26 protein-coding genes and 1 tRNA gene are annotated in these 26,504 nt (G+C 65.9%); 17 read left to right on the top strand and 10 right to left on the bottom strand.

Going from position 1 to position 26,504, the window contains the following annotated elements:
* Positions 1–178 precede the first annotated feature (178 nt).
* Positions 179–1,024, bottom strand: coding sequence for an aldo/keto reductase (locus tag shn_RS11035; RefSeq protein ID WP_064330445.1), 846 nt, complete (start codon positions 1,022–1,024; stop codon positions 179–181).
* 126 nt (positions 1,025–1,150) lie between these two features.
* Between shn_RS11035 and shn_RS11030 the strand changes: the two genes are divergently transcribed.
* Genes shn_RS11030 through shn_RS11015 form a run of 4 tightly spaced genes read left to right on the top strand, consistent with a single transcriptional unit; the run spans position 1,151 to position 3,459 of the window.
* Positions 1,151–1,744, top strand: coding sequence for a LysE family translocator (locus tag shn_RS11030; protein ID WP_064330444.1), 594 nt, complete (start codon positions 1,151–1,153; stop codon positions 1,742–1,744).
* A gap of 35 nt (positions 1,745–1,779) precedes the next feature.
* The gene (nthA, locus tag shn_RS11025) at positions 1,780–2,409 is read left to right on the top strand and encodes a nitrile hydratase subunit alpha (protein ID WP_064330443.1); all 630 of its coding nucleotides are present in this window, start codon (positions 1,780–1,782) and stop codon (positions 2,407–2,409) included.
* The gene (gene nthB, locus shn_RS11020) at positions 2,406–3,065 is read left to right on the top strand and encodes a nitrile hydratase subunit beta (protein ID WP_064330442.1); all 660 of its coding nucleotides are present in this window, start codon (positions 2,406–2,408) and stop codon (positions 3,063–3,065) included. The genes nthA and nthB overlap by 4 nt, the downstream gene beginning before the upstream one ends.
* Positions 3,052–3,459, top strand: a complete 408-nt coding sequence (locus shn_RS11015) for a nitrile hydratase accessory protein (protein WP_064330441.1) — start codon at positions 3,052–3,054, stop codon at positions 3,457–3,459. Before nthB ends, shn_RS11015 begins: the two co-directional genes overlap by 14 nt.
* A gap of 2 nt (positions 3,460–3,461) precedes the next feature.
* Here shn_RS11015 and shn_RS11010 read toward each other — a convergent pair whose 3' ends face one another.
* A complete protein-coding gene (locus shn_RS11010; protein ID WP_064330440.1) occupies positions 3,462–4,550 on the bottom strand; it encodes an AbrB family transcriptional regulator in 1,089 nt (362 codons plus the stop codon).
* 147 nt (positions 4,551–4,697) lie between these two features.
* Between shn_RS11010 and shn_RS11005 the strand changes: the two genes are divergently transcribed.
* Positions 4,698–5,825 carry an ATP-dependent RecD-like DNA helicase gene (locus shn_RS11005; protein ID WP_064330439.1) on the top strand — a complete coding sequence of 376 codons (1,128 nt, stop codon included), beginning with the start codon at positions 4,698–4,700 and terminating at the stop codon, positions 5,823–5,825.
* Between the two features lie 79 nt (positions 5,826–5,904).
* On the opposite strand, the gene shn_RS11000 is transcribed toward shn_RS11005, so the two are convergent.
* Together shn_RS11000 and shn_RS10995 are read right to left on the bottom strand one after the other, a co-directional pair.
* Complete coding sequence (locus shn_RS11000) at positions 5,905–6,585, bottom strand: MerR family transcriptional regulator (protein ID WP_245337386.1); 681 nt, start codon at positions 6,583–6,585, stop codon at positions 5,905–5,907.
* A 321-nt stretch (positions 6,586–6,906) separates the two neighbouring features.
* Entirely contained in the window at positions 6,907–8,004 is a 1,098-nt protein-coding gene (locus shn_RS10995) for a hypothetical protein (protein WP_145925905.1), read from the bottom strand.
* 247 nt (positions 8,005–8,251) lie between these two features.
* On the opposite strand from shn_RS10995, the gene shn_RS10990 reads away from it, so the two are divergent.
* Positions 8,252–9,004 (top strand): pyridoxine 5'-phosphate synthase, encoded by a 753-nt coding sequence (locus shn_RS10990; RefSeq protein ID WP_064330437.1) that lies wholly within the window; start codon positions 8,252–8,254, stop codon positions 9,002–9,004.
* A 44-nt stretch (positions 9,005–9,048) separates the two neighbouring features.
* Here the strand turns inward: shn_RS10990 and shn_RS10985 are convergent, their stop codons facing one another.
* Positions 9,049–9,936: an SDR family oxidoreductase gene (locus shn_RS10985; protein ID WP_064330436.1), complete on the bottom strand. Its 888-nt coding sequence runs from the start codon at positions 9,934–9,936 to the stop codon at positions 9,049–9,051.
* Between the two features lie 168 nt (positions 9,937–10,104).
* Here shn_RS10985 and shn_RS10980 point away from each other — a divergent pair, with 168 nt between their 5' ends.
* Complete coding sequence (locus shn_RS10980) at positions 10,105–10,512, top strand: helix-turn-helix domain-containing protein (RefSeq protein ID WP_064330435.1); 408 nt, start codon at positions 10,105–10,107, stop codon at positions 10,510–10,512.
* A 46-nt stretch (positions 10,513–10,558) separates the two neighbouring features.
* Positions 10,559–11,803: an NAD(P)/FAD-dependent oxidoreductase gene (locus tag shn_RS10975; RefSeq protein WP_064330434.1), complete on the top strand. Its 1,245-nt coding sequence runs from the start codon at positions 10,559–10,561 to the stop codon at positions 11,801–11,803.
* On the opposite strand, the gene shn_RS10970 is transcribed toward shn_RS10975, so the two are convergent.
* The 3 genes from shn_RS10970 to shn_RS10960 all read right to left on the bottom strand — a co-directional run bounded on the left by shn_RS10970 (position 11,745) and on the right by shn_RS10960 (position 13,876).
* Positions 11,745–12,758 carry a helix-turn-helix domain-containing GNAT family N-acetyltransferase gene (locus tag shn_RS10970; RefSeq protein ID WP_064330433.1) on the bottom strand — a complete coding sequence of 338 codons (1,014 nt, stop codon included), beginning with the start codon at positions 12,756–12,758 and terminating at the stop codon, positions 11,745–11,747. The genes shn_RS10975 and shn_RS10970 overlap by 59 nt on opposite strands.
* Positions 12,759–12,909: 151 nt before the next feature.
* Positions 12,910–13,119 (bottom strand): cold-shock protein, encoded by a 210-nt coding sequence (locus tag shn_RS10965; RefSeq protein ID WP_064330432.1) that lies wholly within the window; start codon positions 13,117–13,119, stop codon positions 12,910–12,912.
* Between the two features lie 376 nt (positions 13,120–13,495).
* The gene (locus tag shn_RS10960; protein WP_064330431.1) at positions 13,496–13,876 is read right to left on the bottom strand and encodes a hypothetical protein; all 381 of its coding nucleotides are present in this window, start codon (positions 13,874–13,876) and stop codon (positions 13,496–13,498) included.
* Between the two features lie 403 nt (positions 13,877–14,279).
* On the opposite strand from shn_RS10960, the gene shn_RS10955 reads away from it, so the two are divergent.
* From shn_RS10955 to shn_RS10945, 3 genes are all read left to right on the top strand, one after another.
* Positions 14,280–14,927 carry a TetR/AcrR family transcriptional regulator gene (locus shn_RS10955; protein ID WP_245337385.1) on the top strand — a complete coding sequence of 216 codons (648 nt, stop codon included), beginning with the start codon at positions 14,280–14,282 and terminating at the stop codon, positions 14,925–14,927.
* Between the two features lie 57 nt (positions 14,928–14,984).
* Positions 14,985–16,004 (top strand): ketol-acid reductoisomerase, encoded by a 1,020-nt coding sequence (gene ilvC, locus shn_RS10950; RefSeq protein WP_064330429.1) that lies wholly within the window; start codon positions 14,985–14,987, stop codon positions 16,002–16,004.
* A 491-nt stretch (positions 16,005–16,495) separates the two neighbouring features.
* Positions 16,496–17,719, top strand: a complete 1,224-nt coding sequence (locus shn_RS10945) for a PLP-dependent aminotransferase family protein (RefSeq protein WP_064330428.1) — start codon at positions 16,496–16,498, stop codon at positions 17,717–17,719.
* A gap of 176 nt (positions 17,720–17,895) precedes the next feature.
* Here the strand turns inward: shn_RS10945 and shn_RS10940 are convergent, their stop codons facing one another.
* Complete coding sequence (locus shn_RS10940; protein ID WP_064330427.1) at positions 17,896–19,539, bottom strand: M20/M25/M40 family metallo-hydrolase; 1,644 nt, start codon at positions 19,537–19,539, stop codon at positions 17,896–17,898.
* Between the two features lie 138 nt (positions 19,540–19,677).
* Between shn_RS10940 and shn_RS10935 the strand changes: the two genes are divergently transcribed.
* Positions 19,678–20,094, top strand: coding sequence for an Lrp/AsnC family transcriptional regulator (locus shn_RS10935; RefSeq protein WP_084438308.1), 417 nt, complete (start codon positions 19,678–19,680; stop codon positions 20,092–20,094).
* Between the two features lie 3 nt (positions 20,095–20,097).
* Here shn_RS10935 and shn_RS10930 read toward each other — a convergent pair whose 3' ends face one another.
* Positions 20,098–21,714 (bottom strand): hypothetical protein, encoded by a 1,617-nt coding sequence (locus shn_RS10930; protein ID WP_064330425.1) that lies wholly within the window; start codon positions 21,712–21,714, stop codon positions 20,098–20,100.
* 167 nt (positions 21,715–21,881) lie between these two features.
* Here shn_RS10930 and shn_RS10925 point away from each other — a divergent pair, with 167 nt between their 5' ends.
* From shn_RS10925 to shn_RS10905, 5 genes are all read left to right on the top strand, one after another.
* Positions 21,882–22,988, top strand: coding sequence for an endonuclease/exonuclease/phosphatase family protein (locus tag shn_RS10925; RefSeq protein ID WP_064330424.1), 1,107 nt, complete (start codon positions 21,882–21,884; stop codon positions 22,986–22,988).
* Between the two features lie 128 nt (positions 22,989–23,116).
* Positions 23,117–24,034: a PhzF family phenazine biosynthesis protein gene (locus tag shn_RS10920; protein WP_064330423.1), complete on the top strand. Its 918-nt coding sequence runs from the start codon at positions 23,117–23,119 to the stop codon at positions 24,032–24,034.
* A gap of 116 nt (positions 24,035–24,150) precedes the next feature.
* Positions 24,151–24,226, top strand: a tRNA-Lys gene (locus shn_RS10915).
* 527 nt (positions 24,227–24,753) lie between these two features.
* The gene (locus shn_RS10910) at positions 24,754–25,359 is read left to right on the top strand and encodes a TetR family transcriptional regulator (RefSeq protein WP_064332544.1); all 606 of its coding nucleotides are present in this window, start codon (positions 24,754–24,756) and stop codon (positions 25,357–25,359) included.
* Between the two features lie 30 nt (positions 25,360–25,389).
* Positions 25,390–26,484 (top strand): efflux RND transporter periplasmic adaptor subunit, encoded by a 1,095-nt coding sequence (locus shn_RS10905; protein WP_064330422.1) that lies wholly within the window; start codon positions 25,390–25,392, stop codon positions 26,482–26,484.
* Positions 26,485–26,504: the final 20 nt, after the last annotated feature.

Raw genomic sequence — 26,504 nt, 5'->3', positions numbered from 1 at the left:
TGTTTTGACCGGCGACAAGGCCCGAAAACCTCTCCTTCGTCATCCTCGGGCTTGACCCGAGGATCCATACGTCACCGGACGCCCTCACTTGTGGCATGGATCCTCGGGTCAAGCCCGAGGATGACGTCGCGGGTGGGGAAGGCTTTTCGGGAAACGGGAAAGCCCTTTTTCATGCGGATCAGATCATCTCCAGCGGACGCTTGCGCGTCGGCGGCGGGAAGGCGTCGTCGAGGAGGCGGAGGTCTTCCGAGGTCAGGCGGATTTCGGCGGCGTTGAAATTTTCGCGCACGCGGTCCGGCGAGCCGGATTTCGGGATGGCGATGACGCCGGGCCTCGTCAGGAGGAAGGCGAGGGCGACCTGGGCGGCGCTCGCCTTGTGGATGCGGCCGATCTCCTCCAGCACCGGATGGCCGACGAGTCGGCCCTCGTCGAGCGGTGAATAGGCCATGATCGGGATGCCCTGCACCTGGCTCCAGCGCAGGAGATCGAACTCGATGCCGCGACGGGACAGGTTGTAGAGCACCTGGTTGGCGGCGGGACGGGCGGGCTCGGCGACGTCGAGCAGTTCCAGCATGTCGTCCTTGTCGAAGTTGGAGACGCCCCAGGCGCCGATCTTGCCCTCAGCCTTCAGTATCTCGAAGGCCTCGACCGTCTCGGCGAGCGGATGGCGGCCGCGCCAGTGCAGGAGGTAGAGGTCGACATGGTCGGTGCCGAGGCGCTTCAGGCTTGCCTCGCAGGCGGCGATCGTGCCGCTGCGGCTGGCATTGTAGGGCAGCACCTTGCTGACGAGGTACACCGCATCGCGCCGCCCCCGGATCGCCTCGCCGACCACGGTCTCCGCGCCGCCGTCGGCATACATTTCCGCCGTGTCGATCAGCGTCATGCCGAGGTCGATGCCGGCGCGCAGGCTGTTTACCTCCTCGGCCATCGAGGCATCGCCTTCGCCCATGTGCCAGGTGCCGAGGCCAAGGGCCGGCACCTGCCGACCGCCGGGGAAGGTGACTGCCGGTAGTTCCGCTTTCATGGTGCGCTCCGCTTGCAAGGGCCATGCATCAGCCATCCGAATTGCATGCATGACAAGAATTGGCTGGTCGTTGCAAGGAGATGGACTATCAATCGAAAAAAACAACCGGGTTATTCAGGACCTCCCATGCAGATCGAGATTTTTCTGGCGCTTCTGGTCTTCGCCTTCACCACCTCCATCACCCCCGGCCCGAACAACATGATGCTCTTCGCCTCCGGCGTGAACTTCGGTTTCGTGCGCACGATCCCGCATATGTGCGGCATCGGCGTCGGTTTCCTCGTGCTGCTGCTCGCCGTCGGCTTCGGGCTCGGCGCGCTGCTGGAGGCCGTCCCGCTGGTCTATACGCTGCTGAAATTCGCGGGCGGCGCCTATCTCATCTGGATCGCCTGGAAGATCGGCACGTCGCGCTCGCTAAGCGAAGGCAAGGCGGGCGCGCGGCCGATGAGCTTCCTTGAGGCAGCCGCCTTCCAGTGGGTCAACCCGAAGGCCTGGGTGATGGCTGTGTCCGCCATGGCGACCTATACGAACGCGGCGAACTACACGATGAGCGTGCTGATCGTCGGCATCGCCTTCGCCATCGTCAATTTCCCCAGCGTCTCCACCTGGGCCGGCTTCGGCTCGGCGCTGCGCCAGTGGCTCTCCGATCCGGTGCGGCTGAAATGGTTCAACATGACGATGGCCCTGCTGCTCGTCGCAAGCCTCTGGCCGATGCTGCGCTAGGCGCGTAAAAGGAAAGCCGGAGCGGAGGGACCGCCATGCACATCCATGACCACGACGACGACCATCATCACGACAACCATTTCTCGCCGATGGAAGCGCGCGTGCGCGCGCTCGAAACCATCCTGACGGAGAAGGGCCTGATCGATCCGAAGGCCATCGACGTCATCGTGGAGACCTACGAGACGAAGATCGGCCCGCGCAACGGCGCGCGCGTCGTCGCCAAGGCCTGGGCGGAGCCGGATTTCGCCGCCTGGCTGAAGCAGGATGCGACGGCGGCGATCGCCAGCCTCGGTTATACCGGCCGGCAGGGCGAGCATATGCGGGCGGTGTTCAACGACGGCGAGACGCACAACCTCGTCGTCTGCACGCTCTGCTCCTGTTACCCCTGGTCCGTGCTCGGCCTGCCGCCCGTCTGGTACAAGGCGCCGGCCTATCGCGCGCGCGCCGTGATGGACCCGCGCGGCGTGCTGGAGGAATTCGGCGTCACGCTGCCGGCCGGCCGGAAGATCCGCGTGTGGGATTCGACGGCGGAGCTGCGCTATCTCGTCGTGCCGGAGCGGCCGGCGGGCAGCGAGGGGCTCGACCAGGAAGCGCTCGCCGATCTCGTGACGCGCGATGCCATGATCGGCACCGGGCTGGCGCTTTCCCCCGAGGCGCGGGCATGAACGGGCCGCACGATCTCGGCGGCCTGCACGGCTTCGGCCCCGTCGCGCCGAAGGCTGACGAGCCGTATTTCCATGCCGAGTGGGAAAAGCGGGCGCTCGGCGTGACGCTCTCCTGCGGCGCCTTCGGCGCCTGGACCATCGACGAAAGCCGCCATGCGCGGGAAAACATTCCGCCGGCCACCTATCTTGCCGCAAGCTATTACGAGATCTGGATCCGGGCGCTGGAGACGCTGCTTGCGCGCCACGGCTTCGTCAGCGGGGCGGAGCTTGCCGAGGGCCGGACGCTGGAGAAGGGCGCGACGCCGAAGCGCGTGCTGACGGCGGAGATGGTGCCGGCCGTTCTTGCGAGGGGCGGGCCGTGCGACCGGCCGCTCGACACGGCGCCGCGGTTTGCCGCCGGCGCGCGCGTGCGCACTCGCAATGTCAATCCGGCGACGCATACCCGCCTGCCGCGCTATGCCCGCGGCAAGGTCGGCATGGTCGAGACCGTGCAGGGCTCCTTCGTCTTTCCGGATGACAGCGCACACGGCAAGGGCGAGAACCCGCAATGGGTCTATACCGTCGTCTTCGACGGCGGCGAGATCTGGGGCGAGGGGGCCGCGCCCGGCCTCACCGTCTCGATCGATGCCTGGGAGAGCTATCTTGAGCCGGTGTGAGACGCCCGCCGATTCGCCCGGCCTGCCGAAATCCCGGGAAGGCGACCCGGTCTTTGCCGAACCCTGGCAGGCGCAGGCCTTCGCGATGACGGTGCGCCTCCATGAACGGGGCGTCTTCACCTGGAGCGAGTGGGCCGAGGCCCTGTCGCGCGAGGTTCACCGGCCCGCAAGGGCGGCCGATGGTGCCGATTATTTCGACTGCTGGGTTGCCGCGCTGTCCTCGCTGCTGGCCGAAAGGGGCGTTGCGAGCGAGGCGGAGCAGGTCGCGCTGTCCGATCGCTGGGCCCGCGCCGCCGAGGCGACGCCGCACGGAAAGCCCATCCTTCTTGAAAACGCGGTCGACCAGGGCCAGTCGCCCTTCAGCCCATGCCGGCCTGGGCTGGATGTCGATTGATCCTAAGCCCGGTCGGCGACGAAGCGGGCGAGCCACGGGCCGAACAAGGTCACGAGGATGAGCCGGGCCGTCTGCAGCGTCATGACGAAGGCGATGTCGACCTTGCTGGAGGCGGCGATGACGGCGATGGAATCGAGGCCGCCGGGGCTGGTCGAGAGATAGGCCGTCAGCGGGTCGATGCCGAGGACGAGGATCAGCAGGCCGGCAAGCAGGCCGGAAAAGCTGATCAGCGCGAGGATGGAGAGCACCGTCGGCAGGAGCGCCCGGCGTGCATGCAGGAGGATGGCGCGGGTGAAGCCGAGGCCGATGTTCCAGCCGAGCAGCGTGAAGGCGATGACGAGCAGCCATTGCGGCAGTTCGATGCTGATCGTGCCGGAGGCGTTGAGCACGGCGGCGAGCGCGAAGGGCACCAGGAAGGCGCCGGCCGGGATGCGCAGCTTCTGGCCGGCGAGGCCGCAGACGATGCCGACCGCCAGCATCAGGACGAGCGGCGGCAGCGGCACCGGCTCGAACCAGGCATGCGGCGGCACGGCCGCGCCGTCGTGCCCGCCGAAATGGGCGACGAGCGTGGCGAGGCTGGCAACGAAGACAACGCGCAGATACTGCATGAAGGCGACGAGCCGGGCATCGGCGCCATAGGCTTCCGCCATCATCATCATGGTCGAGGCGGCGCCGGCGGAGGAGCCCCAGATCGCCGTCGTGCCGGGCAGGATGCCGGTCCGCGTGATCAGCCAGCCGCACAGCGTGCTGACGCTGATGACGGAGACCACGACGAACAGCATCAGCGGCCAGTTGCGCTGGAAGGTCCCGAGGAAATCCTCGGAGACCGTGGTGGCGATCATCAGCGCCAGCACGACCTGGACGATGAAGAAGAAGATGCGCGGCAGGCGGATCGTTCCGCCGCCCAGCGCCACGACGATGCCGGCCAGCATCGGTCCCATCAGCAGGGCGGCGGGAAAGCCCCCGAGTTCCAGCGGCACCGTGATGACGATCGAGAGCGCGCCGACCGCGGCCCATTGCAGGACGGCGGACAGCTTGCCGATCCCCGTCGGCACGGCGGTGTTCTTTGTGGAAGGGGAGGCGCGGGACAAGGATCGCTCCGGAAAACTGGGCCCTCAATAGCGCGACAGCGCACCGGCGAACAGGGGAAAATCGCCCGGGGGCCGATTCCGTCCGTCGAACCGTGAAAGGGGCACGTTTCTCTTGCTTCACGGCGCCGAATCCTGCCAAGTCCGGTCATGGAATTTGCACCCCAACAGGATGACGCGCTGAAGGCCGTCGCGCGGTGGCTGAAGGACGGGCGCGAGCCTTTGTTCCGCCTGTTCGGTTATGCCGGCACGGGCAAGACGACGCTGGCGCGCCATTTTGCGGAAAATGTCGACGGCGAGGTGCTGTTCGCGGCCTTCACCGGCAAGGCGGCCCAGGTGCTGCGCTCCAAGGGCGCGACCAATGCCAAGACGATCCATTCGCTGATCTACCGCCCGCGCGGCGAGGAAGAGGTGTCGGACGAGGAGACGGGCAAGACCTCGATCTCGCCGATGTTCTCCATCAACCGCCAGAGCCCGGTGGCCAAGGCCGCCCTCGTCGTCGTCGACGAGTGCTCGATGGTCGACGAGGCGCTCGGCAAGGACCTGATGAGCTTCGGCACGCCGATCCTCGTGCTCGGCGATCCCGGCCAGCTTCCGCCGGTTTCCGGTGGCGGCTACTTCACCAACCAGGAGCCGGATTACCTTTTGACGGACATCCACCGGCAGGCGCGCGACAATCCCATCATCCAGCTCGCCATGCAGGTGCGCGAAGGCAGCGATATCGCCTATGGCGACTATGGCGCCGCACGCGTCATCGGACGCAACGAGGTGGACCAGACGCTCGTGCTCGATGCCGACCAGGTGCTCGTCGGCACGAACAGGACGCGGCGGCGCTACAACCAGCGCCTGCGCGAGCTGAAGGGATTCACCACCGATTATCCGCAATCCGGCGACAAGCTGGTGTGCCTGCGCAACGACCCGGCCAAGGGCCTGCTCAACGGCTCGCTCTGGCAGGTGATGAGCTCCTCCAAGGAGACGGTGAAGCCCGGCATCAACCTGATGATCCGGCCGGAGGACGACGACATGGATCGCGGCGCGGCCAAGATCAAGCTCCTGAAGGCCGCCTTCGAGAATCTCGACGAGGAAATCCCCTGGTCGACGCGCAAGCGCTATGACGAGTTCGATTTCGGCTATGCGCTGACCGTGCACAAGGCGCAGGGCTCGCAGTGGAACAATGTCGTGCTGTTCGATGAAAGTTATGCTTTCCGCGACACGCGCGAACGCTGGCTCTACACCGCCATTACGCGCGCCGCGGAAACGCTTACCGTCGTGCGATAGTTGGGACCCGCACGGCGGACCGCTCCTCAGGAAGCGGATGGAAGGGGCCGGTCGTCATGTCCGGCCCGTCTCATCGGTCTCAGTGGCCGACGATGCCGAGCATGACCGCCTTGGCGACGGCCTGGAAACGGTTGTTGCTGTCGAATTTCGCGATGATGTTCTTTTCCATCACCTGCACTTCGCCGGGCTCGATCTCGAGCGCGCGGGCGATGCGGCTCGTCGGATAACCTTCCGCCATCAGGGCGAGGCAGCGCAGTTCGGCCGGCGCCAGGTTGGCGCAGGGGGTGTTGTCGTTCGTCTCCGGCTCATGGGCGGAGCTGAAATCGAGCAATTCGTTGATCTGCTGCATCTGCCGGCGGATCGTCGATTGCTGCGCCACCAGTTCGCGCTTGCGGGCGATCATGGCGTTGCGGAAGACGCCGTCGGCCTCCTCCTGGCTTTCGGCGGACGAAAGGCGCTCCAGCAATTCCTGGATCACCGCGACGGGCATGCCCGTCTCGCGGCAGGTGTTGACCACCGCCATCTGCTGGATTTCATCCGGGCCGTAGACCCGCATGGGGCCGACGCGGGCCGCGGTCAGAAGGCCCTTCTCCTCGTAGAAATGCAGCGTGCGATGGGTCACGCCGAAGGCATTGGCCATGTCGGCGATGGCAAGGCGTCCTTCGGGCAGGTTCTCCGGCACGGGCGCGACCGGCAGGAAACGGATGGATTTGCGCGTGCCCGAACGGCTGTCGGCCTTCTTCGACTCATTGGTCATCATGAAAGCAGCCCGCAAACAAGTAGATTGGTCATGTGCTTAACCCCCGGTCGCCAGCCCGTGGCCAGCCTCATTGCGAAGGCTGGATGACAAGCCGGCGGACAATGCCCCTGTTTCGCCGGCTGTGCATGCCGGTGAAACTGTATACGATCGTGCAGGGATTCCAGATCCTTTTCGCGATTTAATTGTGCGGGATCGTGAATCCGAGCGGCACACATTACCAATCCGCCCTGCATTCTAAAATAAACCCAAGGGGGGGATGTGCCTATCGTTATATCTAGGGATGTATTTTCTGGCGTTGCCTGCGGGCTGGAGAAAGGGCGTTCAACGTGTCAGCGTGATGTCAGGGCCTTCTTCCGGCGAGACGTCGGCAAGTGCCGCGGGCAGATGGCTGCAGGCTGCCGGCTCGCCGGCAACGGGTGTTCCGCGCGGCGGATCCTGTTCCCCTTGTGCGAGACATTCCATGAGGTTGCTGGCCACACCCGTGCGCATGGCATGGCGATACAGCGGGCCGGTGGCGGTGAGGGCGCGGGCGGTGAAGGTGACCGCCTCATAGGCGATGCCGCCTTCGCCGCGCAGCTGCTCGCGTGAAAAATGGCGGGTGAAGACCGTGGTGCCGGATGGTTGGTGGACCAGTCGGGCATAGATGCCTTGTCCGTTCGGCTGGCTCTCGATGCGGATGGCATAGGAAAGCGCGTGCGGTTCCGCTGCATCGCGCGAATCGACGAGATGCACGGTCCTGTGGTAGCCGGCGGATCCGGCGATGGCGCGGGCCAGCGCATTGCATTCGCCGCCCGATGGCCAGCATTGCATGATGTGGAGGCTCGGCAGCGCCTGGACGCGCCCCGCGAGCTTGTTCTGCACCGACAGCACGAGCTGGGCCTTGGCGATCGCCGTGCTGGAGGCATCCGGATAGATCGAAGGGGCCAGGAAGAAGAGCGGCAGCAGCGAGAAGAGAGCGAGCGGCGAGGAGATCGGCGCGGGAAGCCAGGAGCGGCGCACTGCCGGCTTCTGCCGGAGCGGCCGCACGGTGGAAGGCGGTGTGTGCGGGGCTTTGCCCGCGGTCTCCGGCTCGTCCTCGGCGGCGCTGTATTCCGGCACGTAGCTGCCGAGCGGCACGCGGATGCGCAGGCGGTCTGCCGCGCCCTCCGTCTCGTAATACTGCTCCAGCAATTTCCGGAGCTTGCCGGCCTGGACGCGCACGAGCGGATCGTTGCCGGCATCGAAGCCCGGCGGGCGGCCGAAGACGTCGATGCCGATGGTGTAGCCCTTCAACTGGGCGGCTTTGCCGGAAAGCTCGTTTTCGACGATATAGGAAAGGAACGAGCGCAACCGCTCGGACCGGGCGAACGCTTCGCTTGCGATGATGGCATCGAGCGCGCGCCGCACACGTTCGCACGCCGGCCTGTCGGTCCTGCTCATGGTGCCACCACAGAGGAGACCATCGCTGCTGCCCGATTCCTTTCCCGTTCCCCACGACGGGACGCCGGCGCGGCATCCCCCAAAATCACGGGGGATTCTACCGGTGATTCTTGCGCAACGGCAAGAGGGCATGCACAGGCTCCCGCCACAAAGCCGCAAGGCGGCGGCAAGGCGGGCCCTCGAGGCGATTGCCCTTGTGGAAACAACAGGCTAGAGCTTGTGGCCTGCAAGAGGAGTGTGCGTCGCCATGCCTGCGAAACTGTCGGTCAATCTCAATGCCATTGCCATGCTGCGCAACCGGCGGGATCTGCCCTGGCCGAGCGTCACCGGCCTTGGCCGGATCGCCCTTCAGGCGGGTGCGAGCGGTCTCACCGTGCACCCAAGGCCCGACCAGCGCCATATACGCTTCTCCGATCTCGCGCCGATCCGCAGCCTCATCGACACCGAGTTCTCCGGCACGGAATTCAACATGGAGGGTTTTCCGGAAGAGGGGTTCATGCGGCTCGTCGAGGAGCATCGTCCCGAGCAGGTGACGCTCGTGCCCGACGATCCCTCCCAGGCGACCTCTGACCATGGCTGGGACTTCCGTGCGAACCACAATCTCCTCGGCAACATCGTCGGCCGGCTGAAGGCGCTCGGCCTGCGCGTCTCGGTCTTTGCCGATGGCGAGCCGGACCGCGAGGCGCTGACCATCGCGAAGGAGGTCGGCGCGGACCGGATCGAGCTTTACACCGGCCCCTATGGCGGCTGCTACGACGATCCGGCCGAGGCGGCGCGGCTCGTCGAGCGGCTTGGAGAGACTGCGGATATCGCCTTCGAGCTCGGCCTCGACGTCAATGCCGGCCATGACCTGACGGTCGCCAACCTGCCGGCGCTCGTCGCGCGCATCCCGCGCCTTGCCGAAGTGTCGATCGGCCATGGCCTGACCGCCGATGCGCTGGAATACGGCATGGCGGAAACCGTGCGGCGCTTCTGCCGCGCCTGCGGCCAGGACGTCTGACAAGTCCGTGCGGCGCCCGGTCGAGCGCCGCACCTTGAATAGCATCAACCGAGAAACGCGGCCTTGTTCGCGGCGACGAAGTCCTCAAGGGATGTCGGCGTGCGGCCGGAAAGCGCCTCGGCGTCTTCCGTCACCATCGCGATCTTGCCTTCGCGCGTGTTGGCGTCGAAGGAGACGATGGTCGGCACGAAGCCTTCCGGCAGGCCGGCGGCCTTCAGCCCCTCGGCAAGCTGGGCATCCGTGACATGCACGACGGCGAGCGGCTTGCCCGTCGCCGCGGAGACGATGGCGGCGATCTCCTCGGCCGTGTGCGTCTTCGTGCCGGTCAGGGTGTAGGTCCGGCTCTCGTTTCCGGCCTTCAGCACGGCGCCGACAAGGGCGGCCGCGGTGTCGGCGCGGGTGATGTGGGCGATCCGGCCCGCGCCGGTCGAGGTGTACCAGGAGCCCGTCTGCAGCGCATGCGGCAGCGACATGAAGAGGTTTTCCGCATACCAGCCGTCGCGCAGGATCGTGTAGGGGATGCCGGTCGCCTTGATGGCCTCCTCGCTGCCGAGATGGTCGGGGGCGAAGGTGACGAGCGAATCGTCCGGCTGCGGCATCGACGTGTAGAGGATGTGCTTCGCGCCCGCCTTGGCGGCGGCGGCGATGGCGGCCTTGTGCTGGGCGAGGCGCTTGCCGGGCGTGTCTAGCGCGTCGGTGGAGATGATCAGCACCTTGCCGGCGCCGGCGAAGGCCGCGTCGAGCGAGGCGGGATCGTCGAAGTCGGCGGCGCGCACGGTGACGCCCTTGTCGGCATAGGCGGCGAGCTTGGAGACGTCGCGGGTTGTGGCGATGATATCGGCGGGCGCGAGCTTGCCGGAGGCAAGGAGCGCGTCGATGACGAGGCGGCCGAGCTGGCCGGAGGCGCCGGTAACGAGAACTGTGTCGGTCATGTCTTTGCCTTTCTAGGCCCTTGCGGACCGTTCCTGCAGGCGTGGCGGGGAGGCGCCCTGGTCCTGCTGCGATTGGTCTCTAATCGAGACTTGCTCTTATCTGGTAATCTGCTATGAGCTGTAAAGAAGGCAGTTTTTTCTGCGGTGGTTACCTGGAGGGAACCGGCCATGAACAGGATCGTCGACCGTGCCGAGGGCGAGCGCGTCATTCTCATCGACGGCATCGCCATGTCGATGGACGATTGTCCGGTGCGCGACGTGCTGGACAGCGTCGGCGGCAAGTGGACGTCGCTGATGATCCTCGGCCTTGCCGACGGGCCGCGCCGCTTTTCGCAGTTGCGCCGCTTCATTCCCGACATTTCGCAGCGCATGCTGACCCAGACGCTGCGCGACCTGCAGCGCGACGGCTATCTCACCCGCACCGTCTACCCCACCCAGCCGCCGAGCGTCGAATATTGCCTGACGCCGCTCGGCCATTCCTTCCTTGCGCTTCTGCGCTCCCTCGTGCAGTGGTCTTCCGAGAACCACGCCGCGATCCGGGCCGCCCGGCAGGTCTACGACGCGGCTCAGGACTGACGCTCCGGCTCTGGCGCTCTGGAGCCGCATGCAGGGAAGGCGGGTCATGAAGCCACTCGATATCGCTATCGCCGGCGCGGGGCCTGCGGGGCTTGCGGCGGCGCTGTTTCTGTCGCGCGCCGGCCACCGGGTGGAGCTGATCGAACGCTTCGAGCAGCCGTCCCCGGTCGGCTCCGGCCTGCTGATGCAGCCGACGGGGCTCACCGTGCTCGATGCGCTCGGCCTTTCCCCGGCCATTCACGCGCTCGGCAACCGTATCGACCGGCTGCACGGCGCCGACGCGCGCAGCGGGCGGACGGTGCTCGACGTGCGCTACGATGCGCTGGCCGGCGGCCGCTATGGCCTTGCCGTGCACCGGGCGGCGCTCTTTGCGACCCTGCATGATGCGGTGGCGGCCGCGGGCCTGCCCATCCGAACCGGCATCACGCTCGCCAAGGCCGAGACGCGGCAGGCCCGCACGGCCCTGCACGATCCAGAGGGCGAGATCGTAGGCGACTACGACCTGGTGGTCGACGCGACGGGCGCCCGGTCGCAGCTTGCCGCCGCGTCCGTCGTCGCGCCCGCTGTGCGCGAACTGCCCTGGGGCGCCTTCTGGGCGACGCTCGATTGCGACGGCATCGCGCATGATGCGCGGGCGCTCGTGCAACGCTATGACGCGGCGAAGGTGATGATCGGCGTGCTGCCGGTCGGCCGGGCCCATGCGGGCGAGGGGCAGAAGGTCGCCTTCTTCTGGAGCCTGAAGGTGGCCGACGCGGACGCGGTGCAGCGGGCCGGCCTGCAGCGCTGGAAGGCGCGCATCCTCGACTACTGGCCCGAGACCGCGCCCTTCCTCGACCAGATCACGGACTGGGACCAGTTGACGCTCGCCCGCTATGCCCACCGCACCACGCTGCCGCCCGTGGCGGACGGCATCGCCTTCATCGGCGACAGCGCCCATTCGACCAGCCCGCAGCTCGGGCAGGGGGCGAACATGGCGCTGCTCGATGCGGCGGCGCTGGCCCATGCCCTGTCCGCGGCTTCCACCCTGGAGGAAGGGCTGGCGGCCTATGCGGCCGCCCGGCGCAACCATGTCCGGCTGTTCCAGCTCCTCTCCTACGTCTTCACGCCCTTCTACCAGTCGGATTCGCGGGCGATCGCCTGGCTGCGCGACCGGCTGGTGGCGACCGTCGCGAAAGTCCCGCCGGCACCGCAGATCCTTGCGGCCATCGTCTCCGGCACGCTTGCCGACCCGTTCACGCGGGCGGGGCTTCAGGAGTGCCGCTGGCCGGAGCGCGCGCTGCAGGAGGCGTGAGCGATTCCTGCCAGCCGGCCAGGTCGAGTGCCCAGGTCTGCCCCACGAGGTCCTGGCCGAAGCTGTGGTGCGCCTCCTCCTTCTCCAGCGTGAAGCCGGCGGCCTGGTAGATGCGGCGGGCCGCCGTCAGGATGTCGTTCGTCCAGAGTTCCAGCCGCCTGTAGCCGGCACCTTGCGCAAAGCGGATGCAATCCGTCACCAGCCGGGTGCCGAGGCCATGGCCGCGCGCGGCCTCGGCGACATGCAGCAGGCGCAGCCTGGCCGTCGTCTCGCTGCCCTTCAGCAGGAAGATGCTGCCGACGAGCGCGCCGTCCTGCTCGGCGATCCAGCAGTGCTCGCGGGCCGGATCGAAGTCGCGCAGGAACTTCGCGCAGATCTCGGCGACGAGCGCCTCGTATTCCTCGTTCCAGCCGTAGCTTTCCGCATAGCTTTGGGCCTGGCTGGCGATCACCCTGCCCATGTCGCCGGCCCGGTGGGGGCGGATCCGGATCGGGCCAGAAAGGCTTTCGCCGGCAAGGAGAGCCGTGACGTCGCGGAGCGCCGCCGTCAGCCTGTGCCGCGCCGCTTCGTCCAGCGGATCGATCAGGGTCGCGATGCTCGCCCGCGACCGCGTGGCGAGGTCGGCGGCGACGGCCCGGCCGCTCTCCGTGAGGCTCAGCAGCCGTCCCCGGCCATCGGCAGGGTCCTTGCGGATGTCGACCAGACCCGTGCCGGAAAAGCCCTTCAGCATGCGGCTGACATAGGCGGGATCGAGCGACAGTTCCGTCGTCAGCTGCGAGGCGGCGGTCGCGCCGCCATTGGCGAGTTCGTAGATGACGCGCGCCTCGGTCAGCGTATAGGGCGTGTCGAGATAGGCGCGGTCGAGCACGCCGATGCGGTTCGTGTAGAAGCGGTTGAAAGCGCGGACCGCTTCGATCGTGTCCGAACCGGTTTCCTCAGGGGCAATGGCCGTCATGATGATCTCCTTCGATCACCATGGTCGCTATTTATTTGACTGAGTCAAGTATTTTGCGTCGCTGCCGTTGCGTGGCCAAATGTGCCAGGGGGCGGGCACGAAAAAGGCCGGATTGCTCCGGCCTTTCCGATTTCAATGCTGTCGCGGCCGATCAGGCTGCGACGAGCTGGTCAGCCGACATCTTGCCGGACTTGCGGTCGCGAACCAGCTCGAAGCTGACCTTCTGACCTTCGTTGAGCGCTGCAAGGCCAGCGCGCTGAACGGCGGAGATGTGGACGAAAACGTCCGGCTCACCGCTGTCCTGCTGAATGAAGCCGTAACCCTTGGTCGTGTTGAACCACTTTACGGTACCAGTTGCCATGACGAAACCTTTCCTAAGCCGTCAAATCAATCTTCGGTCGCCGGGACGGCAACCATGGGAGGTCGAATTTGAAGGGTAGGTTCGTAACTGCAGGCGTAAGCGCCTGCAAATGCAGAAGTCAACGTTCAAATCTCGATGTGGGGAGAAATAAGTGGTTCGGTGGTCCGGGTCAAGATGCGTGCAGCGGGGATCGCCCAAGGTTTTCATTCGACTGGCGGCAGCGCCGCATCGTCCGCGCTGCAAGACCCGCGGTTGCCGGACGCTGTGAATGACGACGACCCGGCCTTGCGAGGCGTCGACCTTCACCTTCGTGCAGGCGCTGCCATGACGTGCAGCGCCTGCCTCTTTTTTCCGCCCCGGGCGGGGTTTCTGGGAATCAGGCCGGGCGGCGCTTGTCGACCCGGTGATGGTCGAGGAAGGCGGCGATGGCGGTCTCGCCGCACAGGCGGCGCTGTTCGACGAGGGCGCCGGCAAGCTGGGCGGCATCGCCGAAGGTGCTGATCTCCGTGCCGGCCGCTGCCGGATTGCGGGCGAGCGTGTCGGAAACGATGTCCGACAAGGTACGCGGCAGGATATCGGTGCACGCCCGCATGCTTTCGAAAACGATGCCGATCGGAACGATCTGGTCCTCGTAGATCACCATCGGTTCGGCGGGTTCGTCTTCCCAGGCGTCGAGCGCTTCAAAAGCGGCGCCGAACAGCTGCTGCAGAGTGATGGGCGCATGTCCTTCGTGAAGGTCTGGCAGGAAATTCATCATCTTCTGTCTCCTTGGCGTAAGGGCGATTGGCTTCATACTCCTGACTAAGAGCCCCGATGCCGGCGTGCCGACGCGTGATGCGAACGGCCTGCTGCACCGCAGGTCTCACAAATCTTAACAAGCGGAAACGGATTGGGAAGCGAAAAATTTTGTGCCGGGCGGGCCTCTTGCCGGTTTGGCGTAGAGATATGTTTCAAATCAGCGACATAGCGGAAAGAAAATTTCGACTTCATTGTGCATTGCAGCGATTATTGCATGCCGGATGTCGCGGTTCTAAACGGGATTTAGCACGGCAAATCACTTATCTTTCCTTCATTGGCAGAAGGCTGTTGACCGGCCGTGCGGAGATCGCTAGAAGGAGCCGAACCGTACGGTACGGTACGCAATCGGATGGATGGATATCTTGCAGGGGTTCGAACAGGCAAAGGCGGGGGCTGCGGCCGCGGGACTGACGGAACGTCAGGGCGCGGTGCTGGAGCGTGCGCTGGGCCTGCTCGTGGAGGGCGGCGAGCGGGCGTTGACGACGGCCGGTGTCGCCCGCGCGGCGAACTGTTCGAAGGAAAGCCTCTATAAGTGGTTCGGCGACCGCGACGGGCTGATCTCGGCGATGATCACCTACCAGGCCGGCAAGGTGCGCACGGTCGAGGTGAGCGCCGGCGCGCTGACGGCCGAGACGCTGCGCAAGCACCTCATCGCCTTCGCCTGCGACCTGATCGATGTGCTTTCCGGCGATGTGTCGCTGGCGCTGAACCGCCTTGCCATCGGCCAGGCGAGCCGCGAGGGCGCCGGTCTCGGCCGCCTTCTGCAGGAGCGCGGCCGCCGGCAGATCAGCAAGCGCGCCGCCGCTCTCCTGGAGGCGGGCCGCAAGGCGAAGCTGCTTGCCTTTGACAGTGCGGACGAGGCATACGGCACGCTCTACGGCCTGATCGTCTCCGACATGCATCTGCGCATGCTGCTCGGCGAGAATGCCGCAGCGCTCAAGAAGGAATTCTCGCCCCGCGCGGAGAAGGCGGTCGACGCCTTCCTGACGCTTCATGGCGCGAAAGGATAAGCCGGCAGCAACCCGCCGGTTCAACGCAAACAGACTAGCGAAGGGAAGGAACCATCGATGCGCGTCTATTACGATCGTGATGCCGATCTCAACCTCATCAAGGCGAAGAACGTCGCCGTCGTCGGCTACGGCTCGCAGGGCCGTGCCCACGCCCTCAACCTCAAGGATTCCGGCGCCAAGAACCTCGTGATCGCCCTCAAGGCCGGCTCGCCGACCATCAAGAAGGCCGAAGCCGACGGCTTCAAGGTCATGACCGTCGCCGAAGCCGCCGCCTGGGCCGACCTCCTGATGATGGCGACCCCGGACGAGCTCCAGGCCGACATCTACAAGGGCGAGATTGCCGGCAACATCCGCGACGGCGCCGCCATCGCCTTCGCGCACGGCCTCAACGTCCATTTCGGCCTCATCGAGCCGAAGGCCTCGGTCGACGTCGTCATGATCGCGCCGAAGGGCCCGGGCCACACGGTTCGCGGCGAATACCAGAAGGGCGGCGGCGTTCCCTGCCTCGTCGCCGTTCACCAGAACGCTTCCGGCAACGCGCTTGACCTCGCGCTCTCCTACGCCTGCGGCGTCGGCGGCGGCCGTTCGGGCATCATCGAGACCAATTTCAAGGAAGAGTGCGAAACCGACCTCTTCGGCGAACAGGTCGTCCTGTGCGGCGGCCTCGTCGAGCTCATCCGCGCCGGTTTCGAAACGCTGGTCGAAGCCGGCTACGCACCGGAAATGGCCTATTTCGAGTGCCTGCACGAAGTGAAGCTGATCGTCGACCTGATCTATGAAGGCGGCATCGCCAACATGAACTACTCGATCTCCAACACGGCCGAGTGGGGCGAATACGTCACGGGCCCGCGCATCATCACCGCCGAGACCAAGGCCGAGATGAAGCGCGTCCTCCACGACATCCAGACCGGCAAGTTCACCTCCGAGTGGATGCAGGAATGGAAGGCCGGCGGCGCCCGCTTCAAGGGTATCCGCCGCAACAACGACTCGCACCAGATCGAGGAAGTCGGCGCGAAACTCCGCGGCATGATGCCGTGGATCGGCAAGAACAAGCTGGTCGACAAGGCCGTCAACTAACGGCTTGCCGACAAGGCCGTCAACAGATTGCCTCTGCCTTTGCAGGGGCAGGGGCCGGGCGGATTTCCGCCCGGCTTTCTATTTCAGGCTTCCTGAAATAATGCAGTGCATCCTTCCCATCTCTTGCGGTGCAGCAAGTAATGAACTTGCGCCGGAGGGCGAACAGGAACAAAATACGCGCGTGTTTCGTTCCGATATCGGGAGGAAAATGCGATGTCCACCATTATCCAATACTTCGCCTGGTTCGATCTGTTGATCCTCGGCAGTATAGCCACATTGGTGCTGCTCAGCCTTTACAGCGATCGCGCCACCTGAGCGCCATGGGCGCCTGAAACGGCTGCCGGGGCATGGGCGCTCCGGCGAGATTAGAGCCGCGCGAAACCTTGGGTCGCCGGTGTCTTTTATTGGTGCGAATATTTAGGTCAGCATTATTGACATAAAAACCGCGCCGTGATGAGGTGCGTTCAAACAACAAGCCCGAGGAAACCCCTATGTTCAAATGGGAACAAGCCTTCGCGACGCGTGCGTCGCGCATGAAGGCGTCCGAAATCCGTGAATTGCTGAAACTCCTGGAACGGCCCGACATCATCTCGTTCGCAGGCGGCATTCCGGATCCGGCGCTGTTTCCCAAGGAAGCCTTCTCCGCCGCCTATGCCGACGTGCTGTCCGGCGACAGCGCCGCGGCGGGCCTGCAATATTCCGTCAGCGAGGGTTACAAGCCGCTGCGCGACTGGCTCGCCGGCGAGATGGGCAAGATCGGCATCGCCTGCACGGCGGAAAACGTCTTCATCGTCTCCGGCTCGCAGCAGGGCCTCGATTATCTCGGAAAGCTCTTCCTCTCGCCCAAGGACACCGCGCTCGTCACCTGGCCGACCTATCTCGGCGCGCTGCAGGCCTTCAACGCCTATGAGCCGACCTACGACCGGCTGAACCTTTCCGGCAACCGCACGCCGGATGCCTATCGCGCGACGGCGGCGGAGGCCGGCGGTCGCGTCAAGTTCGCCTATCTCTCCGCCGATTTCGCCAACCCGACCGGCGAGACGGTCGACCGGGCGGGCCGCGAAAGGTTGCTCGACCTCGCCGAAGAGCTGGAAATTCCCGTCATCGAGGATGCCGCCTACCAGTCGCTGCGCTATGACGGCGAGGCCATCCCGCCGATCCTGGCGCTGGAGATCGCCCGCAAGGGCAGCATCGACGCGGCGCGCACGATCTATTGCGGCAGCTTCTCTAAGACGCTCGCGCCGGGCCTGCGCGTCGGCTACATCGTCGCGGCCGCGCCCGTCATCCGCAAGCTCGTGCTGATGAAGCAGGCGGCGGACCTGCATTCCTCGACCATCAACCAGATGGCCATCGCCCATGTCGCCGAGCGCGGCTTCGATGCGCAGGTGGCGAAGATCAAGGCGGCCTACAGCGCGCGCCGCAACGCCATGCTCGCCGCCCTGCAGAAATACATGCCCGAGGGCGTTACCTGGACGAAGCCGGAAGGCGGCATGTTCGTCTGGGTCACGCTGCCGGCCGGCATGGACGGGGCAAAGCTGCTCGCCCGCTCCATCGAGACGGAAAAGGTCGCCTTCGTGCCTGGCCAGGCCTTCCATGCGGATGGCAGCGGCGCGAACACGCTGCGCCTCAGCTTCTCCTGCGCCGATGATGCGACGATCGAGGAAGGCATTTCCCGCCTCGGCCGGCTGCTCGCCAGCGAGCGCCTTGCGGCCTGAATGGGGCGCGTTCGATGCGGGTGGGGTTTGCCCCTCACCCCAGCCCTCTCCCCGCAAGCGGGGAGAGGGGACGCGCCCTATGAACGGGCATTGGTTGGGGAAGCCGGCGCGGCATATCCCTTCGCCCCGCCTGCGGGGAGAAGGTGGCCGGCAGGCCGGATGAGGGGCGTTAGGTCCTATTCCCCAAGGCAGGCCAGCGCCGATGCGAACACCAGGTCCGGTAAGACCCCGAACGTATAGGGCGCATGCACGCGCTCCCATTTCTGGTGATAGTCGCGACCCCAGGGGCCGATATTCACCGTCGGGAAGGAGAGCAGGCCGTCCGGCGCATCGTCGGTGAAGGCCGCCGAGGGGGTATTGGCGGTCAGCAGGCCCGTCTCGCCGGCCTCCGGCCGATGGCCGAAAAAGCTCATGTCGGAAATGCCGGCGAAGATCTGCTTGAACTTGATCGAGGTGCCGTGCCGGGCTGCGGCCTCTTCCATCACGGGCTGAAGACGCGCCTGCATCCGGCGGCCGGCCTCGGACTGGTCGAGATGCACCAGCGGATAATGCAGGCTGCCGAATCCGATGATCACCGCCGGCCCTTCGATGCCGGCCTCGGTCGCCGCGGCGGAGACGATCTCGCGGCTGACCTTCAGGGGATCGGTGCTGCCGGCAAGCGAGTCGTCGAGGGCCTTGAGCCGGGCGAGCGCCGCATGGCCGCCGCGCGCGGTGACCCGCTCCAGCAGTTCGGCATAGTCGAGCACGAGCCCTTCCGTCTTCCCGGCGTCGCGCCCGCGGTAGCGGGTGGCGTGGTCGTCCTGCGCTCGAAGCGCGGTCTCCAGCGCATCGGAAACGATGGCCTGGAAGTCGCCGAGAATATCGCGGGCGCTGCGCCGGTGCGTCAGCCAGTTGAAGGAGAGCCAGACGCGATCCGGTGTCGTCACGTCGTAGCCGTCGCGGATGTCGCGCGCCTCCAGGCAGACGGGCGGCGGGGAGCGTTCGCCGAAGGCCTCGTCGCTCAGCTCCGGCACCGTATCCATGGCGCGCACGATCTCGGCGCTGATGCGATGGGCGCTCGTGCCGTTGAACGGATAGCCGGCATGGGTCGGCCGGCCGATGACGAAGGCGAAGGGCGCGAACTTGCCGATGGAGCCGAGATAGACCGCGCGGCCTTCCGCCCCGTCGCGCTCGCAGCTCGAGGCATCGAGGTTGATGCCGCCGACAATGTCGAGGTCGAAGCGCCGGGCGATCTCCGGCAGGGCATTGCGCAGGCTGCGCATGCCGCGCGAACGGTTCTCCTCGTCGGGCGTCGCCACGAAGAGGATGTTGCCCTCCCTGGCCTCCAGTCCGGCAAAACGCTCCAGCGCCGCGATGCCGGCGGCAAGGCCGCTCTTCATGTCGAGCAGGCCGCGCCCGGCAATGAAATCGCCGCTTTCGAAATCCTTCAGCGCCCTGGCTTCCGCGGCGTTCAGCGGCCGGCTTCTCAGCTCCTTCACAAGCGCCTCGGTCAGCGGTTCCGGATCGCAGGCGAGCGGCGCGAGCGTGCCGTAATTGGCGATCGAGACGGTGTCGAAATGGCCCGCCAGCACCACCGTGCGCCGTCCGCTGCCGCGCACCAGCGCTGCGACGCTTTGCGTCAACGGTTCGCCATGGCTGTCCACGGTAAAGAGCTGGTCGGGATGGCGGGTGAAATAGGGCGTTTCGGCAAGATGCGCCCGCAGTGTCCTTGAAAAATGCGCCTCGTCCGGCGAACCCGTCACGCTCGGCCAGCAGGTCATCAGGAGCGAGAGGTCGCGGGTTCGCGCGGTTGCGATGGCATGTGCGGTGTCGTTCGTCATGGGGCCTGCCGAAAGCGGTTGCATTGAGGGAAGCGCAAGGCTAGCCAAGGACGACGGCAGACGAAACGGCAATTTTTTGGAAAAATTGCAGGTCCTATTGCCGTTTCGCCAGCGAAGACTGACAATTCGGCAGGTATGATGGATACGATCGACCGCAAGCTCCTGGCCCTCCTGCGCAAGGACGGCCGCGCCTCGCTCTCGGCCCTCGCGGAAGAGCTGAAGGTCTCGCGCGGCACGGTGCAGAACCGGATCGAGCGCCTGACGCGCGACGGGGTCATCGCCGGCTTTTCCGTGCGCGTGACAGAGGCCGACGACCCGCATGCCGTGCGCGCCATCATGATGATCGAGATCACCGGCCAGAAGACGCTGGCCGCCATTCAGGCGTTGCGCGGCCTGCCGGAAGTGCGCGCCCTGCACACGACGAACGGCGCCTGGGACCTCGTGGCGGAGATCCATGCGGACAATCTCGTGGAATTCGAGCGCGTGCTGCGCGGCATCCGCGCCATGGACGGCGTCTCGAAATCGGAAACCAGCCTGCTGCTGACGACCTTGTGAGGCCTACGGCATCACGATGTCGATTTCCTCGCCGGTCGAGGAATAGGTGATGCGCCCGCCCTTCCAGCCGTCGGCGGCCTCCAGCCGGATTTCGAGCGTCACCTTGCCGTCCGGCGAGGGCACCATGAATCTGCCGTCCGGCGACATGAGCTGGCCGATGGAGAAGGTGTAGCGCGCCACCGCCATTTCCGTGCCGACCTGCAGGCGGGTGAAGGTCCGTGCCGTCAGCTCGCCGAGCTTTTCGGCGGAGAAGAAGGCGAGGTCCTCCATGCGGAAGAGCCGCTCCGGCCGGAATTCCGCATCCCAGGGCATCATCATGCTCGATGCGGTGATCCCGCGGTCGTTGGCGTTGTAATCGCGCATGGTGCCGGGCGTGTCGGGCACTTCGGCAAGCAGGCTCATCGAATCCTTGCTGACGGTGATCTCGGCGAAGCGGGCGTTCTTGCCGAACTGCTCGCCGATCGTGCCGAACGTCTGCCAGGTCATGGCGGGGTCGAGCCAGTTGCGCTTCGGCTTGCGGGCGTCGGGCAGGTTGGCGACGCGCACCGTGCCGTCCGTCGTCAATTCCACGGTGCCGCTGGCGGTAAACAGCGTCATTTCCCCCGGCTGGCCGAGATCGGTGAGATTCACCACCCAGCGCAGTTCCGGCTTGCCAGGCCCGTCGGTCGAGAGTTTCAGCATCATGTAGCTCATCGTCGACTTGTCGTTCTGCCAGGCCGCCTTCGCCTTGTCGCGGATCATCGTGAGCTTGGAGAGGTCGACATCGCCGATCGAAAAGCCGGGAAGGGCCGATGTGCCCGGGAACATCGGCGAGGTGATGGGCGAGCGCGTGACGCCGGAAATATCCCAGGAATAGCCGACCGTGGTTTCCGGCAGGCTGGGATGGTCGGCCTTCACCTGCACGGATTTCGGGTAGATCGTCAGGTCGCGGACGACGGGCTTGTTGCCGATGACGGAGGCGAGGCTTTCCAGCGCGGCCTCCTTCGGCCAGTCCTCGTCCTTGAAGAAATCCATCTGGCGGGCGCGGTTGGTGTTGGAGAGGTCGCCGCCGATGATCGTGCCTGCGGCATCGGCATAGACCGTGGCGCTTTCGCGCGGCGAGGCGACGTAGATCGCCCAGCGGATATCGCCGTAGGAGGGTGTCGGCAAAAGATTCACGCGCTTCGAGATCTCGATCGACTGCACCGCGCCGCCGCCCTCCAGCCTGGCATAGCCGATGGCGCGGGTGGCGACCTGGTCGGCCTTCGCAAGGGGGATCGCGTCGAGCGGGAAGAGGCCGCTCGCCAGATCGGCGACCATGGCCGGCGCGGACCGCGCCGAGGGGCCGCTGACGATCTCCGCTTCGAAGAACAGGAGGCGGGGCGCCTGCCGCACCCGCCATTCGTCCACGTCGCCGGTGCCAGCCCCCTGGACGACGAGGTTCACTTCCTTCTCGGTGATTCGGATCGTGTGCACCTGCGGCGTCCTGCCGAGCGCTTCGGCGACGCGCCCCACCGCACGGGCGGCCTCGCCGGGGCTGGTGATGTAGCTTTCCGCGGCACGGGCGGGCAGGCAGGCAAGAAGCAGCAGGGTAAGCCACGCGGCCAGGAACGCCCGCACGATGCTGGAAACAAAAGCCATGAGCGATCCTCCGCCCGCCACCGGATGCGCATCATCCGTGCTGGATAACGGCATGGCAAGCCGGTTTATTCCGGCAATGGCAGGTGGCGGGACGAAAAGCGGCTTTCCATTGCCGGTCAGCCGGTTACACTCGCCCGGCATTGCCGGAAGGACCCTTGAAAGCCCCCATGTCGCTACGCCTCGCCACCTTCAATATCGAAAACCTCATGACCCGTTTCGATTTCACGGGCTTTCGCAACCAGCTTCGCCAGGACCGTGTGCTGCGCCTCTTCGATATCCGCAACGAGGCGGAATACCAGCGGCTGGAGGAAGCGCGCACCATCGCGCATACGGACGATACCCGCCAGCATACGGCACTTGCCATCGCTGATGCGGATGCCGACATCCTCTGCCTGCAGGAAACCGACAACATGGCGGCCCTGCAGGCGTTCGAATACGGCTATCTCTTCCGCATGGTCGGCAACGGCTACCGGCAGAAATACCTGATCGAGGGCAATGACAGCCGCGGAATCGACGTTTCCGTGCTGATGCGCGAGGAAACGCGCGACGGCCAGCGCATCGAATGCGTCGACATCCGCAGCCACGCCGCGGTCACCTATCGCGATTTCGACCTCCATACGCCGGATCTCGGGCAGGGGCTCAATCCGGACGACAGGATCTTCAAGCGCGATTGCCTGGAGATGGACCTGCGCATCGGCGGCCTGCCGCTGACGCTCTATGTGGTGCATTTCAAGTCGATGGGGCCGGGCAGGGAGGGCATGGACGGGCGCCAGTCGACCATGCCGGTGCGCATGGCCGAGGCGAAGGCGGTGCGCCGGATCATCGAGGATCGCTTCGGCGCCGGCCATACGGCGGGCAAGGCCTTCGCCATCTGCGGCGACATGAACGACTATCAGGAGAAGCTGGCGATCGAGGGCGACAAGCGCAGCGGCTTTCGCTTCATCCCCCGCAAGGAGGCGGTGAGCGCGCTCGATGCCTTCAGCGCGGACGGCTTCGCCGTGAATCCGATGCTGCGCCGGCCGGTGGACGATCGCTGGACGCTCTATCACAGCCGGGGGCCGGAGGAGCGCCATCTCTGCCAGCTCGACTATATCTGGCTCTCGCCCTCGCTTGCCGAGCGCAACGCGCAGCGCGTTCCCGACATCATCCGCGCCGGCCAGCCCTTCCGCACGCCCTTCCCGCCGGGGCAGGAGGTGGAGCGGTATCCCCGCGTCGGCTGGGACCGGCCGAAGGCCTCCGACCATTGCCCCATCGTGATGACGCTCGATCTGTGAAGCCCCGGCTTGCGGCCGTCGGCGAAGTGCCCGGGCGGCGGGCGGCGTCATTTTCCCTTGCCCGCGGGATGGGCCTCGGGCAATTCTAGCAAAATGCTCTCGGGCAAAAACTGAACAGGGAGAATGCCTTGTCCCGTCGCTATGCCATCTATGACGTCTTCACCGACACGCGGCTCGCCGGCAATCCGCTGGCCGTCGTCTTCGACGCCGACGATCTCGACGACGGCACGATGCAGCGGATTGCCGGCGAGTTCAATCTTTCCGAGACCGTCTTCGTCAGGACGGCGGAAAACCCGGCGCACAGCGCGCGCCTGCGCATCTTCACGCCCGGCCGGGAACTGCCCTTTGCCGGCCATCCGACGGTGGGCGCGGCGATCGCCATTGCCGAGGCGGGCGAGGGGGACGCGGCCGTGCCGCGCGATCTCGTCAGCGTTCTGGAGGAAAATGTCGGACCGGTGCGCTGCGCGGTGAAGCTCGGCGCGCGCAAGGCCGCCTTTGCCGAATTCGACGTGCCGCGCAAGGCGGCGCGCCTGGAGGCCGCGTTCGACCGGCAGGCACTTGCCGATGCCTTCAGCCTGAAGCCCGGCCAGATCGGCTTCGAGAATCACGTTCCCTCGCTGTGGAGCGCCGGTGTCGCCTTCGTGATGATCCCGGTGCACGACCTTGCGGCGGCCGCCGCGGTGGAATTCGACCCGGCGCTCTGGGAGCGCTGCGCGCCCTTCGCCGAGGGGCGGCTTGCCTCGGCCTATCTCTATCGCCGCGGCGGGGTCAATCACGTCGCCCGCTTCCATACCCGCATGTTCGCGCCCGACATGGGCATCGCCGAGGATCCGGCGACGGGGGCCGCGGTCGCCGCCATGTCCGGCGCCATCCACTTCTTCGACAAGCTGGTGGACGGCCACCATCCGCTGCTGATCGAGCAGGGCGTCGAAATGGGCCGCCCCTCGTTCATCCACCTGCATCTCGATATCGCGGGTGGGGCGATCGCCGGCGCGCGCATCGGCGGCGAGGCCATCCGCATTGCGTCCGGGGTGCTGGATTTGTGATGGTTTTTTTGCGCTGCGGAAGAAATTTATCCGCAAACGCATTTTTTTCCGGATCGCTATGGACAAGCTCCACGAAGGCCTTTATACGCCCCGTCAGACCGCTGGAGCGGTCAAGTGGGTGATTAGCTCAGTTGGTAGAGCAGCTGACTCTTAATCAGCGGGTCCACGGTTCGAGCCCGTGATCACCCACCAAATACAATTACTTAGCGGAATTCTACCAACCCGCGTTCTACAGCAAGACGGAAACTTACAGGTCCATTTCCGATCTGTTCCCCGGCCGATGGCGTCAACAGCCTCCCGACCAGCGCGATAGCGCTTGCGGATGATCGACTCATCCGTAGAGTGCCCGGAAACCTCCGACATCAGCTTGATTTTCTCTTCGCGCGCCCGGTCAAGGTGCGCCTATGCGAAGGTGTTCGCCGTCCCGCCGGCGATCGTGGAATGCCGAGTCTTTTCATTTTCTTGTGCCATGACGCTCGAAGGCCGCTGGAGGTCCATCCGTGGCCGAATGAATTGACGAGAACGCGGTGCTGACCAAAAGCGTGCCGGCTGCCTATCCGTCCAGATGATCATGTCCCGGTGTGGCATCCCGGACAGGGACCGCACGATCTGCCGCCGTTTCACAGACGCTCGTAAAGATTGACATGTGAAGGCTTTTGAATTACGACTGACGAAATTCTAAAATCGTCAGTCGTAATTCATAACCGATGGGCAAGGCCATGAGCGAGACACGGGAAGCAGTGTTGGAACCCGATCGGCAGGGCACCGTGGAGCGCATTCTCGAGGCGGGCGAGCGGCTGTTCCGGCACTACGGCTATTCGAAGACCACGGTGGCCGACATCGCCCGCGACCTCGGCATGTCGCCGGCCAATATCTACCGGTTCTTCGCCTCCAAGGTCGAAATCCACCAGGCGATCTGCGGCCGGATGCTGGCGGCGGTGCTTGAGGCCCTTTCCGGCATCGCGCGGCTGCCGCTCCCGGCGGAGGAGCGCCTGCGCCGCTGCATTGCCGAGCAGCATCGCGTGACGGTCGAAACCATGCTCGACCAGGAAAAGGTGCACGAGATGGTGATCGTCGCCATCGAGCGCGACTGGCATGTCATCGAGCGCCATATCGATCAGGTCCATGCCGTCTATGCGGAGATCATCCGCCAAGGCATCGTGGCGGGCGAGTTCGCCGACCGCGATGTGGATGTCGCGGCGAAATGCTTCGGCGCGGGCACCGCGATGCTGTGCCACCCGCAGATGGTGGCCCAGTGCGCGCGCAAGGCCAACCGCGCGACGCCCGAGGAGCTGATCGAATTCGCCCTCAGGGCACTGAGATGACGCAACCAACCGGCAATGGGAGTTGATGCCATGATGGCGTTGCAGTTTTCTTTCAGGGGTACGCTGGCAAGGCTGGCGCTCGTCGCCGCGCTCGGTGCGACCCTTGCCGCCTGCACCGAAGCGCAGAGCGAAACCGTCCCCGCCGCCGAACGCCCCGTCAAGGTCGTCGAGATCGGCCGGGCGGAGACGGCGCGGGTGGTGGAGTATTCCGGTGCCGTGAAGGCCCGCAGACAGGCCGATCTCGGTTTTCGCGTGGCCGGCAAGCTCGTCGAGCGGGCGGTCGATATCGGCGACCGCGTGAAGGCCGGCGACCTGCTTGCCCGGATCGACGCCACCGACTACACGCTCGCGGTGACGGCCGCCGAAGCGAGCCTCGCGGCGGCCGGAAAACAGGTCGAGACGGCCGCCCTGACGCGCGGGCGCGCCGAGCGGCTTTCGGCGAAAAACGTTGCCTCGCAGTCGGCCCTGGACGAAGCGGTGCTCGCCCATCACCAGGCGATCGCGACGCGCGATGCGGCGGCGGCCTCGCTGCAACAGGCGAAGAACCAGGTCGGCTATACGGAGTTGCGGGCGGATCGCAGCGGCATCGTCACCGCGATCGGCGCGGATAGCGGCCAGGTCGTCGCCATCGGCACGCCCGTCGTCTCGGTGGCGGTCGACGGCGAGAAGGAGATCGAGGTCGCCGTGCCTGAAACGGAGATCCGCTCCTTCACACCCGGCATGGCGGTCGAGGTCGGCTTGTGGACCGACGACACGTTGAAGCTGGACGGCAAGGTGCGCGAGATCGCCGGCAGCGCCGATCCGCGCTCGCGGACATTCGGCGTGCGCGTCAGCCTGCCGGACGATCCGCGCATCCTGCTCGGCATGACGGCGACGATCAGGGCAAGCGTGGGCGCGGACGCGCCGCTGGTTTCCGTTCCGCTGGAGGCGCTGGCCGAGAAGAATGGCGGCAAGATCGTCTGGGTGGCGGACCCTGCGAGCGCGACCGTGCATGCCCGCGCCGTCGAGGTGGCCGATTTCGGGCCGGACGGCGTGCGGATATCGAAGGGCCTTGCGGAAAACGACCTCGTCGTCGCCGCCGGCACGCAGTTCATGCAGGAAAACATGAAGGTGAAGCTGCCCTAGACGGCGCTCCGGAAACCTTC

Origin of the sequence: Shinella sp. HZN7 (assembly GCF_001652565.1) — a bacterium.
Classification (GTDB): Bacteria; Pseudomonadota; Alphaproteobacteria; order Rhizobiales; family Rhizobiaceae; genus Shinella; species Shinella granuli.
This window is presented reverse-complemented; position numbering and strand designations above follow the sequence as displayed.